General features: G+C 40.0%; 16 protein-coding genes and 3 pseudogenes. 10 read left to right on the forward strand and 9 right to left on the reverse strand.

What is annotated here, in order from left to right:
- Positions 1-24 precede the first annotated feature (24 nt).
- The 3 genes from NYZ99_RS03960 to NYZ99_RS03970 form a co-directional block, all read right to left on the reverse strand.
- Positions 25-558: a FecR family protein gene (locus NYZ99_RS03960; RefSeq protein ID WP_260573655.1), complete on the reverse strand. Its 534-nt coding sequence runs from the start codon at positions 556-558 to the stop codon at positions 25-27.
- Entirely contained in the window at positions 500-844 is a 345-nt protein-coding gene (locus NYZ99_RS03965; RefSeq protein WP_260573658.1) for a hypothetical protein, read from the reverse strand. The genes NYZ99_RS03960 and NYZ99_RS03965 overlap by 59 nt, the downstream gene beginning before the upstream one ends.
- A 112-nt stretch (positions 845-956) precedes the next feature.
- Positions 957-1469, reverse strand: a complete 513-nt coding sequence (locus NYZ99_RS03970; RefSeq protein ID WP_260573659.1) for an RNA polymerase sigma factor — start codon at positions 1467-1469, stop codon at positions 957-959.
- Between the two features lie 105 nt (positions 1470-1574).
- On the opposite strand from NYZ99_RS03970, the gene NYZ99_RS03975 reads away from it, so the two are divergent.
- From NYZ99_RS03975 to NYZ99_RS03990, 4 genes are all read left to right on the forward strand, one after another.
- On the forward strand, positions 1575-3335 hold the full coding sequence (locus tag NYZ99_RS03975; RefSeq protein WP_260573661.1) for a hypothetical protein: 1761 nt from the start codon (positions 1575-1577) through the stop codon (positions 3333-3335).
- A gap of 89 nt (positions 3336-3424) precedes the next feature.
- Complete coding sequence (locus NYZ99_RS03980) at positions 3425-3676, forward strand: hypothetical protein (RefSeq protein WP_260573663.1); 252 nt, start codon at positions 3425-3427, stop codon at positions 3674-3676.
- A gap of 539 nt (positions 3677-4215) precedes the next feature.
- A complete protein-coding gene (gene ffh, locus NYZ99_RS03985; protein WP_260573664.1) occupies positions 4216-5547 on the forward strand; it encodes a signal recognition particle protein in 1332 nt (443 codons plus the stop codon).
- 37 nt (positions 5548-5584) lie between these two features.
- Entirely contained in the window at positions 5585-6469 is an 885-nt protein-coding gene (locus NYZ99_RS03990; protein ID WP_260573667.1) for a bifunctional 5,10-methylenetetrahydrofolate dehydrogenase/5,10-methenyltetrahydrofolate cyclohydrolase, read from the forward strand.
- Positions 6470-6517: 48 nt separating this feature from the next.
- Here the strand turns inward: NYZ99_RS03990 and NYZ99_RS03995 are convergent, their stop codons facing one another.
- Positions 6518-6667 (reverse strand): hypothetical protein, encoded by a 150-nt coding sequence (locus NYZ99_RS03995; protein WP_260573670.1) that lies wholly within the window; start codon positions 6665-6667, stop codon positions 6518-6520.
- 208 nt (positions 6668-6875) lie between these two features.
- Here NYZ99_RS03995 and NYZ99_RS04000 point away from each other — a divergent pair, with 208 nt between their 5' ends.
- The 6 genes and pseudogenes from NYZ99_RS04000 (at position 6876) to NYZ99_RS04025 (ending at position 11336) form a co-directional block, all read left to right on the forward strand.
- Positions 6876-8228 (forward strand): alpha/beta hydrolase-fold protein, encoded by a 1353-nt coding sequence (locus tag NYZ99_RS04000; protein WP_260573672.1) that lies wholly within the window; start codon positions 6876-6878, stop codon positions 8226-8228.
- The gene (locus NYZ99_RS04005; RefSeq protein WP_260573675.1) at positions 8225-8605 is read left to right on the forward strand and encodes a hypothetical protein; all 381 of its coding nucleotides are present in this window, start codon (positions 8225-8227) and stop codon (positions 8603-8605) included. The genes NYZ99_RS04000 and NYZ99_RS04005 overlap by 4 nt, the downstream gene beginning before the upstream one ends.
- Complete coding sequence (locus NYZ99_RS04010; RefSeq protein ID WP_260573677.1) at positions 8598-8885, forward strand: hypothetical protein; 288 nt, start codon at positions 8598-8600, stop codon at positions 8883-8885. The genes NYZ99_RS04005 and NYZ99_RS04010 overlap by 8 nt, the downstream gene beginning before the upstream one ends.
- Positions 8882-9217, forward strand: a complete 336-nt coding sequence (locus NYZ99_RS04015; protein WP_260575325.1) for a DUF2306 domain-containing protein — start codon at positions 8882-8884, stop codon at positions 9215-9217. The genes NYZ99_RS04010 and NYZ99_RS04015 overlap by 4 nt, the downstream gene beginning before the upstream one ends.
- 102 nt (positions 9218-9319) lie before the next feature.
- Positions 9320-10354, forward strand: coding sequence for a glycoside hydrolase family 43 protein (locus NYZ99_RS04020; protein WP_260573679.1), 1035 nt, complete (start codon positions 9320-9322; stop codon positions 10352-10354).
- Positions 10355-10430: 76 nt separating this feature from the next.
- A pseudogene (locus NYZ99_RS04025) lies at positions 10431-11336 on the forward strand (aldo/keto reductase).
- A 1-nt stretch (position 11337) separates the two neighbouring features.
- On the opposite strand, the gene NYZ99_RS04030 reads toward NYZ99_RS04025, so the two are convergent.
- The 5 genes and pseudogenes from NYZ99_RS04030 to NYZ99_RS04050 all read right to left on the reverse strand — a co-directional run bounded on the left by NYZ99_RS04030 (position 11338) and on the right by NYZ99_RS04050 (position 15151).
- Positions 11338-11763, reverse strand: coding sequence for a VOC family protein (locus NYZ99_RS04030; protein ID WP_260573681.1), 426 nt, complete (start codon positions 11761-11763; stop codon positions 11338-11340).
- A 3-nt stretch (positions 11764-11766) separates the two neighbouring features.
- Positions 11767-12017, reverse strand: a pseudogene (locus NYZ99_RS04035) (DUF7218 family protein).
- 61 nt (positions 12018-12078) lie between these two features.
- A complete protein-coding gene (locus NYZ99_RS04040; RefSeq protein ID WP_260573683.1) occupies positions 12079-12918 on the reverse strand; it encodes an alpha/beta fold hydrolase in 840 nt (279 codons plus the stop codon).
- 31 nt (positions 12919-12949) lie between these two features.
- On the reverse strand, positions 12950-13522 hold the full coding sequence (locus tag NYZ99_RS04045; RefSeq protein ID WP_260573686.1) for a hypothetical protein: 573 nt from the start codon (positions 13520-13522) through the stop codon (positions 12950-12952).
- Between the two features lie 113 nt (positions 13523-13635).
- Positions 13636-15151 (reverse strand): annotated as a pseudogene (locus NYZ99_RS04050) (helicase HerA-like domain-containing protein).
- Between the last annotated feature and the right edge of the window lie 129 nt (positions 15152-15280).

A 15280-nucleotide genomic window follows, 5' to 3' on the forward strand; every position in this document is an offset into this window, starting at 1 on the left:
TGCTTATGCTTTTCAAAGCCAAATCTAAATTGGTATTGCTAAAAGTCCCGGTAAAGAGCTGATTTTCATCAATACCTTCAAGTGTAACCTCCAGTTATATTGACGTTGAAGTTCGGCCAAAACGTATTTTAGAGGTAAACTCTTAAAACTACTTTCTTTGTTCACCCAAGAAGGTTGTCCATTTATTTCGACCTGAGACCTTTTCAATTGGCCATTAACTGCAATGGCAGAATTTCCGGCAGGGAGTTTGAATTCTTCATTATTGAAAATTACACTTACCAAGCCTTCATAACAAGTAACTTCAAAGAAACCGTTCCTGTTCTCCACATTGAACTGGGTTCCCAAAACGCTAATGGTGCCTTGTGAGGTAGTAACCGTAAATTTTTTGCCTTTGGCTACCTTAAAATACGCCTCTCCTTCTAGTTTGATAGCCCTATTCGAATCCCAGTTTTTTTCATTGTAAGAAAGAGTGGATTCTGCATTCAGAAGTATTTCAGAGTTATCTCGGAAGGGTAATTTCCCTATTCTCCGCCAAATCTGTAGAAATGGTTTCGTCAAGTGAATTTATGTAAAAATAAGCACCTGTAATCAGCACTGCAATCACAGCAGCTATCCTTAGGAAGGACTTGAAAGGGGACAGTGTAATTACTTTAGGTGTCTCTTGAACCCTTTGGGTTTGCAATCTTTCCCAAGCCTCATTCATATCAAACTCTGGTGATTCCAATCCCTCCGAAGCATTCGCTATCTTTTGATAGGAAGCAAACTCCTTGGATTTTTTGAACTCTTCCAGTTCAGATGCTGTTAGCTCGTTATTAAGCCATTTTGCCAAGTAATTTTCCTGCATAACTTTTAGCTTTATATCTCCTTAACAACTAACTAAACAAAAACCCTACTTCTTTGATTGATAGTTGTTGGTTTTTATTTTTCAACAACTGCAAATGGCCAACAAACAACTTCTAAATCCCATCAATTTTTTCCCTTAGTGTTTTTAATGCCAAATGCATTCTTTTTTCAATCGCCTTCACACTTACACCTTCCATCTCCGCTATTTCAGCATATTTTTTTCCATCGATTCTATTTAAAAGGAAGGTAGAACGTTGATTGTCCGGTAGGTCATTCAAAGCTTGGTCCAATTTTGCCTTGAATTCATTTCCCTCCATAATAAATTCAGGAGACTCATTAGTGGTTTTGAGCGTTTTATCCGCATATTTAAGACGCACCTTTTCAGCTTTTATTACATTCAAGTATAGATTGTTGGCTACCGTATATAGATAGGACTTGGCTTTCTCCGGGGTAACCTTGGCGCAATTCTCCCATAGTTTTACAAATGCCTCTTGTACAGCATCGTGAGCCTTCTCCTCATTACCGAACTTATAATATATATAGTTGAAAATCGTTTTGGAATTAGCATTGAACAAAGCACTGTACGTACTTTCATTGCATACATCTTGATGGTCGTTTGCTTTCAATACCCTGTTTTTTTCAAAGATATTTTAAAAAAAATAAAAAAGCAGGTAGGGTTTTTCAAATGTCGGTTGTTTTAATGCTGAATAAACATACAATACCAAATCGTTATGAAAAAGTTTTTGAGTTACGCAGCTTACCTAGGCTTGTTTTTTATGGCACTGAGTTATACCTCTTGTCAGGATGAATTTGAGGAAATAAATACTGGAGAGGATCAGGCGGCCATTACGGCCAGTTCTTCTACCGGGGTTTTAATACAGAATACCGCCACTCGTGACGGTTCATTTGATAACATAGTAGATGGTACCAGTTGTTATGATGTGAAGTTTCCATATACCGTTGAGGCAAATGGTTTGGAATTGACAATTAACTCTAGGGAGGATTTAAAATTGATCGAAGAAATTTTTGATGAAGTGGATGATGATGAAGATTTCTTGGAAATCCTTTTTCCTATAACAATAACCTCGGGTGACTTTACTGAAATCACTATTAATGGTTTTGAGGATTTAAGGGCCTTAGCAGAACAGTGCAAAGAAGGTGGAGAAGATGACGATATAGAATGTATAGACTTTGTCTACCCTATGACAATGTACACATTTGATATCAATCTAGAACAGACTGGCGAGGTTATCGTGGAAAGTGATATGGATTTGAGACTTTTCTTCAAAGGTTTGGAAGACAACCAATTGGTAAGTTTTGATTTCCCCATTACTTTAGAGCTATATGACGGTTCCAAAGTGGAAGTCAATAGCAATGAAGAATTGGCGATGAACATTAGAAATGCCAAAGATGCCTGTGATGAGGATGATGATAATGATTACAACGATGACGACTTTACAGAGGAAGATTTAGATGCTTTCCTAGTATCCTGTCCATGGTATGTTTTAGAAGTAATTAGGGACGACGTGAGTGAAATTGCCCAATATGCAAATTACTATTTTGACTTTAAGGAGGATGGAACAGTATTAGTTGGTAACGGATCAGGTTTTGCCGCTAATGGAACATGGACTTCGAGAATGGGCGATAATGGGGCTATGGTGACATTGAGTTTAGAGACCTTGACTGGTTTTAATATGGAATGGACAATCTACAAGACAGAGGAAGGTGTCATTAAATTCTATAATGGAGAAGGGAACCGTATTTGGATGAAAAGGGTTTGTGAAGGAGATGGTTTTGACTTTAATCCAGATACTCTTAGAAATATCCTTAAAGAATGTGAGTGGATTATTAAGAGTGTCAAAAATCAAGGTGAGGAGATAGACCGACTTTTGGGCTATGAGTTCAAATTTATGGCCGAGGGCGTAGTTACCTTGAGCAATGGTGTAAATACATCAGAGGGTACCTGGGAAATTGGTTTCAATGCAGAGCAAAAATTGGTCATAGCCATTACGATGGGAGAGGAGCCCGGAGTAAGTTTTGAATGGCCCGTGCGTGAATTAACGCAAAGCCGATTAAAATTTGAAGTAGAGGAGATAGGTTATGAGTTGATTTTGCAAAGAGTTTGTGATGACAATATTGCCGATGGCGATGTCATGGAGATCAGAAACTTCATGATGGGTGGTGATTGGACAGTGGCCTCATATATTGAAGGAGATAATGACCAAACAGCTTTGTTTGGCGGTTACAGCACTGCTTTCATGGTAGATCATCAAATGGAGTTAAAAGAAGGAGGTATGACCTATGCGACCGGATTATGGAGAGTTCTTAGAAATAAAGTCGGTCAACTTAAGGTGTATCTAAATTATGGTGACAATATGCCAATGAATGAATTAACGGATGATTGGGACTTTGTATCTGTAACCGAAGGTAGATTGGAACTTAAGGATATTAGCGGTGATGGTACCGTAACCATATTGGTTCTTGAAAAATAGAAAATTCAATGGCCTACGGAATAAAGATTTCCGTAGGCCTATTTTAATCAAAAACAGTTTATAAAATGAGGAGATTCAAATTTTTAAGAGTGTCATTTATCGCGATTGCGGGTTTAATATTTGCTACTGCATGTGAGTCTTCAGATGATTCTGATGATATGAACGGCATCGCCAATCTTGAGGAAGTAAAGTCAACGGTAACCTCCGGAACCTGGCAGGTAGCCCTATTCGAGGAGGATGGAATAGCCCAAACTTCCAATTTTTCAGGATATGGCTTTGTCTTTGAGGCAACAGGAGAATTGATTGCGGATAACGGAGAGACTTCCGTTTCAGGTGCGTGAACCATTACTTCGGAATCCAACAGTAGTGATGATGATAGTAGCTCCAGTGAAGATGTTGACTTCAATATTTTTTTCGCTTCTCCAGCAAACTTTACAGAAATTTCGGAAGACTGGGAGATAGTTTCCTACTCTAGTAGTAGAATAGAATTGAAGCACGTGAGCGGTGGAGATGGAAGTATTGATCGTTTGGTCTTTGAAAAACTGTAGTAAGATTTATAAAAAACATCCGGAAATACACCACCGACAGTAAAGAGTTGGGCCTCGTTGGTGGTGTTGATGGAGGTTTATTCGGGAGATTAATGACATGAGGATTAACAAAAAGTTGATGTAAGTTTCAATTTTAAATTGTCGGATTACATAAGACCTATTTGTGCAAATGCTATGTAGCAGACGAAAATGTAATACCTTTTTTGCCCCACATCCCAACACTAAGAGCATCTAATATATGGATGCTCTTTTTGTTTACAGATTTTAGTAGTGTTTATGCCTCTTTAGCAATGATATTCTTAAATTTGCATTCCCCTTAAAAACGGATTAGGATGTTTGATAATTTAAGCGAAAAGTTAGATAAGGCGCTTCATGTACTCAAAGGGCATGGGCAAATAACGGAAATCAATGTGGCGGAGACGACCAAAGAGGTGCGAAGGGCCCTTTTGGATGCGGATGTTAATTTTAAGATAGCCAAGGAATTTACCAATAGGGTCAAGGAAAAGGCCTTAGGTCAAAACGTATTGAATACGTTGCAGCCGGGCCAGTTAATGGTGAAGATCGTTAAGGATGAGCTGACGGAATTAATGGGGGGCGATTCAGAGGGAATCAATCTATCCGGAAACCCATCGGTGATATTAATGTCCGGTTTACAAGGTTCGGGTAAAACCACTTTTTCCGGTAAATTGGCCAATTTTCTAAAGAAGAAAAAATCCAAGAATCCTTTATTGGTGGCATGTGATGTATACCGCCCCGCTGCCATCGATCAGTTACACGTGGTAGGGGAACAAATTGGTGTTCCTGTATATTCGGACAGGGAAAATAATGATCCTGTGGCCATTGCCAAGGCAGGTATTGCCAAAGCCAAGGCAGAAGGGCATAATGTGGTCATTATCGATACCGCGGGCCGTTTGGCCGTGGATGAGAAGATGATGAACGAAATTTCTGATATCCATAAGGCTATCAATCCTCAGGAGACATTGTTCGTAGTGGATTCCATGACCGGTCAGGATGCCGTGAATACAGCCAAGGCCTTTAATGATGTTTTGAATTTTGATGGTGTTATCCTTACAAAGTTGGACGGTGATACACGTGGCGGTGCCGCAATATCTATAAAATCGGTCGTTAATAAGCCCATCAAATTTATTGGTACGGGTGAAAAAATGGAGGCTATCGATATTTTCTATCCTTCTCGAATGGCCGATCGTATTTTGGGTATGGGTGATGTTGTTTCCTTGGTGGAAAGGGCCCAAGAGCAATTTGATGAAGAAGAGGCCGGAAAGATTCAGAAAAAAATTGCCAAGAATAAATTTGGATTCGATGATTTCCTCGGTCAAATACAGCAGATCAAAAAAATGGGAAATATGAAGGACCTTATGGGAATGATTCCCGGGGCCGGTAAGGCCCTTAAAGGCTTGGATATCGACGATGACGCCTTTAAGCACATTGAGGCCATTATTTATTCCATGACTCCCGATGAACGCTCAAATCCCTCGAAACTGGATGCGAGTAGGAAGAAGAGAATTGCGAAGGGCAGTGGCAGGGAGGTACAGGAAGTAAACCAGTTGTTGAAGCAATTTGACCAAATGAGTAAGATGATGAAGATGATGCAAGGTGGTGGAGGTAAAAAAATGATGCAGATGATGAGCGGTCTTGGTCGTTAATAAATACAATATCAATTTAATTTAGTAGAAGGGCAACATGGAAATTCCGGACGGAAAAAAAATTTCAAATCAAATAAAGGATGAAATAGCCGCTGAGGTGGCAAAAATGAGGGAAAGAGGAGAAAAGGTGCCTCATTTGGCAGCGGTCATCGTTGGAAGCGACGGCGCCAGCCTTACTTATGTAGGAAGCAAAGTACGAGCTTGCGAGCGCATAGGTTTTGAATCGACACTGGTAAAATTGCCCAGCACTACTTCCGAACAGGAACTTTTGAAAAAGATACATGAATTGAACGAGGATAAGGATATAGATGGTTTCATCGTTCAGTTGCCATTGCCCGAACAAATCGATACACAAAAGGTGATTATGGCCGTACATCCGGATAAGGATGTGGATGGTTTCCACCCAATGAATTTTGGAAAAATGGCCTTGGACATGAGTACCTTTATACCTGCTACCCCGTTTGGGATTTTGGAGCTGTTGGAGCGTTATCAGGTAGACACTAAGGGGAAGCATACGGTCGTTATCGGTAGAAGCCATATCGTGGGTAGGCCCATGAGTATTTTGATGGGACGAAAGGGTTGGCCAGGTAATTCTACAGTGACCTTAACGCATAGTCATACCAAAAATATTACCCGGATAATTTCTCAAGCGGATATAGTCATTTCCGCTCTTGGTGTCCCAAATTTCCTAAAGGCTGAAATGGTCAAGGATGATGCAGTGGTCATCGATGTTGGTATCACTAGGGTTCCTGACGAAACCAAGGAAAAGGGATATTACATTACAGGTGATGTAGACTACGAAAACGTAAGTAAAAAGGCATCTTTTATAACACCTGTCCCAGGAGGTGTTGATCCCATGACAATTGCCATGTTGTTAAAAAATACGTTATTGGCAAGAGAAAGACATAGAAGCCGCGAATAAAAAGAATTATGAATCTAATTCAACCCTGCAAATGAAATTGTGGGGTTTTTAGTTTTGTAATCCTTCGGTATTAGCTAGCCCTGTTTGGGTAGAATCGTTCGGTCTAAGAATGTCGAGGTCGTTGCTATCGTCATATTCGCAGCTGCATATGATTATAACGCCCGGAAAAGTAAAGGTAATGGCAACAAGTTTTTTCATAGTAATCAAGTATTGATTTTATACTTATAGTCGTTCATTATCAAAAGGTTATAGGTATTGACAGAACGAAAAAAATAGGAAATTGGTATAATTTAGCTATCAGTAATATTTTCTGCATGAAATGGAGATACAACGGTTAAAATAAAGCAAACCAGACTTTTGGATTGTTATTTAAATGAAGTACCTTTTTATTCAAAAACCGACCCATATGACCAAATATCTTTTTCTTTTTCCCCTTTCATTTATTCTTCTTTTTTCATGTAAAGAAATAAAGCATTCTTCTTATAACGTAAGCGTTGACTTTTCCGAAGAGTTCGGTTCTGAGGCTAAGGATGGAAGGTTGCTCTTAATGTTTTCTACTGATGACAGTAAGGAACCTCGATTTCAAATAAATGATGGCCTTAGTACCCAAATCATTTTTGGGAAAAACGTAGATAGTATGTTACCAGGAGAACCTATCACGTTTGATGAGTCTGTTTTTGGGTATCCCTATTCAAGCATGGCCGAAATACCGCCCGGTGAATATGATGTGCAGGCTTTATTGCACGTGTATGAAACATTTAATTTGTCGACCGGCCATACGGTGAAGCTACCTATGGATAATGGTGAGGGGCAGCAATGGCATAGCTCACCAGGAAATTTGTACAGTAAGCCTTTTAAAATTCGGGTTGGGAGCAATGGAATAGATAATGTTACTGTTGAGATGGATCAAGTAATACCACCCATTGAAGAACCTGGGGATACCGAATGGATAAAACACATTAAAATGAAGTCCGAAAAGCTATCTGAGTTCTATGGACGGGATATCTATTTGGGTGCTCACGTATTATTACCAAAGGGGTTTAATGAACACCCTGAAGCAAAATACCCTCTAATGGTTTTTCATGGACACTTCCCGTCAGATTTTGGAGGATTCAGAACCACACATCCGGACCCCAATTTGGAACCGGATTATTCGGCAAGATTCGATTTGGAAGGCTATAATAAAATCCAACAGCAAGAGGCCTATGACTTTTATAAAAGATGGAACGAACCTGATTTTCCTAGATTTTTGATTATTGAAATTCAACATCCAACACCTTATTACGATGATTCATATGCCGTGAATTCCGCAAGTCAAGGATCTTATGGCGATGCTATTACCTATGAACTCATTCCATATATAGAAAAGGAGTTTAGGGGAATGGGCGAAGGATGGTCACGCTTCTTGTACGGTGGTTCTACTGGAGGTTGGGAGGCCTTGGCGGTTCAGGTAAAATATCCAGAGGAATACAATGGTTGTTTTGCAGCATGTCCGGACCCGATTGATTTTCGGGCATATTGTCTTACGAATATCTATGAAGATGAGAACGCCTATTACTATGATGCTGCCCATAAAAAATTGGAAGTTCCTTCGCATAGGGATTATTTGGGGAATATCCAATCTACTTTAAGACGGGGGAATCATTTGGAATTGGTGCTGGGGGATAAGTCCGGATCCGGGCAACAATGGGATATTTGGGAAGCTACGTATTCACCTCAAGGAGAGGATGGCTATCCAGTAAGAATCGGGATAAAATGACTGGGGATATTGACCATGAGGTGGCCGAATATTGGAAGGAAAATTATGATTTGCGCTACATCATGGAGCGAGATTGGGACAAATTGGGGGAAAACCTCAAAGGAAAAATACACATCTATTGTGGCGATATGGACAACTACTACCTGAACAATGCCGTGTATTTGATGGAGGACTTTTTGGAAAGCACTACCGATCCTTATTATGAAGGGGAGGTGCTATACGGAGACCGTGCAGAGCATTGCTGGAACGGAGATCCGGAGCTTCCTAATGCGATTAGCAGGTTGCGATACAACTCCATGTACGTACCAAAAATTATGAAACGAATTGAGGAAAGTGCTCCCAAAGGGGCAGATTTGACAAGCTGGCGTTATGAATAGGACAAATAAGGTAGCATGGTTCGTATTTGGCTTTTTGGCCATTGGTGTTGGGCTATACCCATTGATGTATGTATTTGCACAGGAGGAAATAGGATTGTTGCTGTCCAAAAGCCAGGAATTATTGGCCAATGTAATTTGGAATATTGGATTCTTCGGTCATATTCTTTTTGGTGGTCCGGCCCTCATGGTGGGTTGGGTACAGTTTAGCAAACGCTTCCGAAATTCCAATCGGCCAGGCATAGGCTCATTGGGAAAATATATGTTTTTTCCGTACTTATAAGTGGTGTCTGTGGTGGCTTTATAGCTTTTTATGCAACGGGTGGCCCAATAGCAATGACTGGCTTCTTTTTGCTTGCCTTATTTTGGTTGTATTTTACGATTACGGCATATAGGGCAGCGCGTACGAGAGACTTTGAAAAACACAAGGTTTTTATGATTTACAGTTATGCCGCTTGTTTTGGTGCTGTGACGCTTCGTATCCGGCTTCCTTTGTTGACGTTGCTTATAGGTTCTTTTGAGCCCGCCTATCGTATTGTGGCTTGGTTGGCATGGGTGCCTAATCTTGTTTTTGCCTATTATTGGGTGAGGCGTAAAGGACTTCAGATAGGATAAAAATTCTTGAATTTTAAGTTCTTGGTCATATTGTTCCTTAATATTTAAATATCTTCCTACTGAATTCTACTTTATGTGAACTAATACCTGAATTCCAAGAAAATGAGAAATAAGCTTTTTACATGGTCATTACTTTGCTTGCTATTATTAGTAGGGCCTTTTGCCAATAGTCAAGCTAAAAAATCAGATAACATGTCCGGTAATCCTATTTTTGAAGGTTGGTATGCTGATCCAGAAGGGGTTGTCTTTGATGATGAATATTGGATATACCCAACCTTTTCTGATGATTACGACAAACAATTACACTTTGATGCCTTTTCTTCCAATGACCTGATCGAATGGAAAAGGCATGAAAATATATTGGACACTACAAAGATTAAATGGTTGCGGCAGGCATTATGGGCCCCTTCCATTATTGAAAAGGAAAAAAAGTATTATTTGTTCTTTGGTGCCAATGATATTCAAAGACCGGGGAGGTCCTCATACGATCCCAATAATGACATAAATCATTACGGTGGTATTGGTGTTGCTGTTGCCGATAACCCAGGAGGCCCGTTTGAGGACTATTTAAGAAAACCCTTGATTTCCGATTTTTATAACGATGCACAACCTATTGATCAGTTTGTTTTTAAGGATGTGGACGGTACCTATTATTTTTTCTATGGAGGCTGGAGCCATTGTAACCTTGGAAAGTTGAATGATGATTTTACTGGTTTTGTACCTTGGGAGGATGGAAGTATTTTTAGGGAAATCACTCCGGAGGGATATGTGGAAGGTCCCTTTATGTTTCTGAGGAAGGGTATTTATTATTTTATGTGGTCGGAAGGTAATTGGACGGACGGTAGCTATCGGGTGGTTTATGCCATGGCCGACAAAGCTACGGATCCTTATAAGAGGATAGGTACCGTATTGCAATCGGATGAAGAAGTAGCAACGGGAGCCGGTCATCATTCCGTGATAAATGTGCCGTGGATCGATGAATGGATTATGGTGTATCACCGTAGACCAATTCCCAATGAGGATAGGGACCATAGGGTGACCTGCTTGGATAAAATGGAGTTCAATGAGGATGGCACTATTAAGCCTGTCAAAATTACTTTTGAAGGAGTTGAAAAAAGAACAATAGGTGGTAATTAAAAAATAATACATGAAATATAGAAGGTTTGGAAGGACAGATTGGAAGGTAAGTGAAATAGGATATGGTATGTGGGGTATGGCAGGTTGGACTGCTTCTGATGATGAGCAATCTGCTAAATCCCTTGATTTGGCGGTTGAAAACGGTGTTAATTTTTTTGATACTGCTTGGGGCTATGGTGAAGGACACAGTGAGGAACTTACGGGCGACCTTGTAAAAAGACATCCGTCCAAAAAATTATATACGGCTAGCAAGATTCCTCCCAAGAATTTTCAGTGGCCGGCCAAACCGGAATATGCTTTTGAAGATTCCTATCCGGTAGATCATATTATGGAATATACCCATAAGACCTTAAAAAATTTAGGTTTGGAACAAATTGATTTGATGCAGTTTCATACGTGGGACGATACCTGGAGTGAAAGAGAGGAGTGGCAAAGGGCTATAGAGGATTTAAAAAAATCCGGTAAAGTAGCGGCCATGGGAATTAGTATGAATCGTTGGGAACCTGAAAATGGAATGAAGGCATTGAAAACCGGATTGCTGGATGCCGTACAGGTTATCTACAATATCTTTGATCAGGCACCGGAAGACGAGTTATTCCCTTTGTGTGAAAAAATGGATATTGCCGTAATAGCCAGGGTTCCCTTTGATGAAGGTACCTTAACGGGAAATTTAACGAAGGAAACTACATTCCCGTAAGGGGATTGGAGAGGCACCTATTTTGTCCCGGAAAATCTTAATTCTTCCGTAGAACATGCAGATGCCTTAAGACCCCTAATACCCGAAGGTATGACCATGGCGGAGACGGCCCTTCGTTTTATTTTGGAAAATAAACATGTAGGAACAACCATTCCTGGAATGCGAAAACAACGTAATGTATTGGCGAATACCGCAACAAGCGATGGCAAGCCTATGTCCAAAGAACTTTATAAGGAACTTAAGAAACACCGTTGGGATAGGGTGCCTACCTCTTGGTCACAGTAGACTATTTAGCAAATAATTGCCCCATGTCCTTAAACGCTTTAAATTCCAAAGCGTTACCGGCAGGATCCAAAAAGAACATGGTGGCCTGTTCGCCCACGAGTCCCTTGAAACGGATATAAGGCTCAATGACAAATTTTACGCCTTTTTGTTTTAGTTCTTCGGAAAAGCTCTCAAAGGTTTCCCAGGGCAGCACGACCCCATAATGAGGTACAGGGACATCGTGACCGTCCACTGGATTATGGTGAAGTGCTTCCGTTTCGGATTTAGGTTTGTAGTGGATGACCAATTGGTGTCCGAAGAGGTTAAAGTCGACCCAATGGTCGCTACTTCTTCCTTCTTCGCAATTCAAGACTTCTCCATAGAATTTTCTACATTCCGCTAAGTTGTGTACCGGAATGGCAATGTGAAAGGGTGAAACTTTACTCATTATTCAGTTATTACGTAAAGCCGAAATTAACTCTTTTTTGTTCATTTTGGAACGTCCTTCCAAACCAATTTCCTGGGCTTTTTCATAGAGCTCCTTTTTGGTCCTTTCTTCGTAATTGGAAGCCTTTCGACCTTTTTTGCCGAATCTGGAGTGTTTGCAATTCGTGCGGCCTTCTCCTTGCTATACCCTTTTTCAACCAGTGCCTCGTACTGTTCCTCGTTCATAACACTGGGCCTTTTGTTTTCTTTTGCCATTTTTATTTTAAAACTAACCAAAAGAAGTATAGAAGGACAGTCGAAACTTTAATAGGGTTCTTTAATCTTGTAAAAAAGCAATGATTTTCTTGTTGACCTCTTCTTGATGCATAGAATGGCCCGGACCTTCCGTACTTATAAAGGTACTTTCTTTCCATACGGAGTGAACCCGTTCCGATGCATGGTAGGGGGTTATTTTGTCCCATCGGTCGTGTAATAAAAGTCCTTTTTTAGTATTTGACGATGCGAACTTGGAGGATGAAAATTCTTTTATGGTAAAACCGAAACGCTCGTTGATATAGATTTCAAGGGCATCAATCACACGATTCGAAAGGCCCAACATATTTTTGAAATGCTCGATGATTTCATGGAATTCAGAGGGAGAGCCAATGGTTACTATTTTTTCAATTGTATCATTTGGATTTTTGAATTCATTATATAGAATTGTCATTCCCCCTACTGAGTGTCCTATAAGGTGGTCCGGTACATATGTATGTATCATTACCTCTAAAATTTCTGCATATAGGGGTACGTAGAGATATTTGCCTGATGAATAGCCATGTGCAGGAGCATCAAAAGCAATTACATTAAAATCGGCTGCCGTCAATTTTTCAAGTAGCTTGTGCCATCTCCAAGTATTACTTTCCCAACCATGGATTAAAAGAACGGTATCTTTTGTGCCATGCCATTTATAGGTTTGTATTGAGTGACCTGATACGTCTATCCGTTCATGTTTAACGGGATCTAAATAATCTTTTTGATGGGGCAATACCCTACCTTTTCTCACTTTAGTAAAAATCGTAAACGCTTTCTCGGCAGCTTTTTTCGGACTTATATAAGCAAATACATTTAAAAGAGCACCGTATAATTTGGGAATGAACTTTTTAAACAAGGCGTTCATGGGTCGTTTTGTTATGTTTTACTGTTGAAAGCTATAGTTGGTATATGATTAATCCCAACCTACCATCATGTATTTTATTTTTGCCGCATCTCGGAATTTGAACTGCCTCAATATTTGTATTTGCCTTATAACGCAGATTTTCAGGTAACTCAGCTTTGTCTATAGTAAAATAAATATCGCTGTCCTTTAAAAGTATTATCACGTTATTAATGGAGGTGATAATCTTCTTTATTTCATACTTCTCCTGAATATCCTTGAAAGTGCTTTCAATGTTTATTCCCTTATCAGTTTTGAATCGTTTATCGTTGATCAAAACATTTTGAATGGTAGGTATACTATCCGTATTGGGTGTTAGGGTTAACAATAATGGTCCTCCTTTTTCGTATATTTTAATTTTACTGGACCCACTTCCAAAATTTGATTGAATGGTATCCCTAACAATGGAGTCTTTTGCATAAATAAGATCTAAATCTCGCGCAAGACTGGATTTGTCCAATTTACCCACATAATTTGTTGTAATACTAAATGTAAGGTCTTCTTCTGTATTACATTGGGTAATGATGATAAAGGAAAAAAGGATGATGATTTTTTTGATTGATTTCATGTGTTAATAGATACTGTTTTAAGGAACATACTTTGACTTCGCCCAGTAAAGGGCTGCAAATCGTTTTGACATCTCAGAATATAGTAGCAAACGCATAGCTCATTTCATAAAAATTATCGGATGACTTTTTTTAATACGCCAAGTACACCTCTTATAAAGGTAGCACTGGTCAACACTTTAATCACTGGATTTTGTCTCGGTACTTCGTCTACTACTGCTAGATGCTCTTCTTGTAGTTTGACCTCTTTCCTTTTCCTTTTGGGCCAGTTCCTCCGCCTTTTCAATTTTTTCGTTTAAAATTTCATAGGCGCTCTCGCGATCGATTATTTCGCTGTATTTTTTTACCAGTTTGGAATTATCAATAAGGTCTTTTAATTCATTTTCCGACAATATATCCATACGGCTCATTGGAGCCCGTAATAAGGTGGCAGCCAAAGGCGTTGGTCTTCCTTTTTCATCCAAGGCGGATATTAAAGCTTCTCCAATTCCTAAAGAGGTAAGAACTTCCTTGGTATCATAATATTCGGAAATGGGATAGTTCTCTGCTGTTAGCTTAATGGCTTTACGGTCCCTGGCCGTAAAGGCCCTGAGCGCATGTTGTACCTTCAAACCTAATTGTGCCAATACTTCGTTAGGTACGTCCGTTGGGTTTTGAGTGACAAAATATAACCCGATTCCCTTAGAACGTATCAATTTTACGATACTCTCTATCTGATCTAGAAGAGCTTTTGATGCTTCGTTGAAGATGAGATGGGCCTCGTCTATGAACAAAATGAGCTCCGGTCTTTCACTATCCCCCATTTCAGGGAAGGTGTCATAAATTTCCGCCAATAAACTGAGCATAAAGGTGGAGAACAATTTAGGTCTATCCTGAATATCCGTAAGCCTAATTATGTTGATATATCCCCGACCATTTTCATCGATTCGGGTAAGGTCATTGACTTCAAAGGATTTTTCACCAAAAAACAGGTCTGCTCCCTGTTGTTCCAACTCGATTATTTTCCTCAGGATGGTTCCAGTGGAGCTGGTTGAAATTCGCCCATATTCCTCCGTAAATTCCGCCTTGCCCTCGCCCGTAGCATATTGCAATACTTTTTTAAAGTCCTTGAGATCTAATAGCGGCAATTTATTGTCGTCACAGTATTTGAAGATTACCGCAACAATACCTTCCTGGGTTTCGGAAAGATCCAGAATTCTCGAAAGTAGTATCGGTCCAAATTCAGAAACCGTGGCCCTAAGTTTTACACCGCCCTGTTCCGAAAGTGAAAGAATCTCAACTGGAAAACTCTTTGATTCGAACGGAATTCCAATTTTGGCATGGCGCTCGTCAATTTTTGGGTGACCAGGACTTGGTTGGGCCAGTCCGCTCAAATCACCTTTAAGATCCATAAGAAGTACCGGAATACCTTTATCCGATAGATTTTCTGCCAGCACTTGCAATGTTTTTGTTTTACCCGTTCCCGTTGCACCGGCAATCAACCCATGTCGGTTCAATGTTTTCAAGGGTACCTTTACCAAGGCGTTGGTCATTGCTTCCCCGTTTAACATTGCGGCACCCATCGTTATATAGTCGCCTTTGGTAGCATATCCGTTTTCAATATGTTCAAAAAATTCCTCTTTGGACGCCATACTCAAAAATTTTGCTAAAAATAGCGGATTTTTGAGCAAAAGAAAAAGGGAATGTATGCCTTGATGCAAAAAGGTGCCACGGCCTCCCTTTCTGTCCCTTGTTTTTTGGACGCAATGTGTATCTTAGGG

Origin of the sequence: Maribacter litopenaei (genome assembly GCF_025244665.1) — a bacterium.
GTDB lineage: Bacteria > Bacteroidota > Bacteroidia > Flavobacteriales > Flavobacteriaceae > Maribacter > Maribacter litopenaei.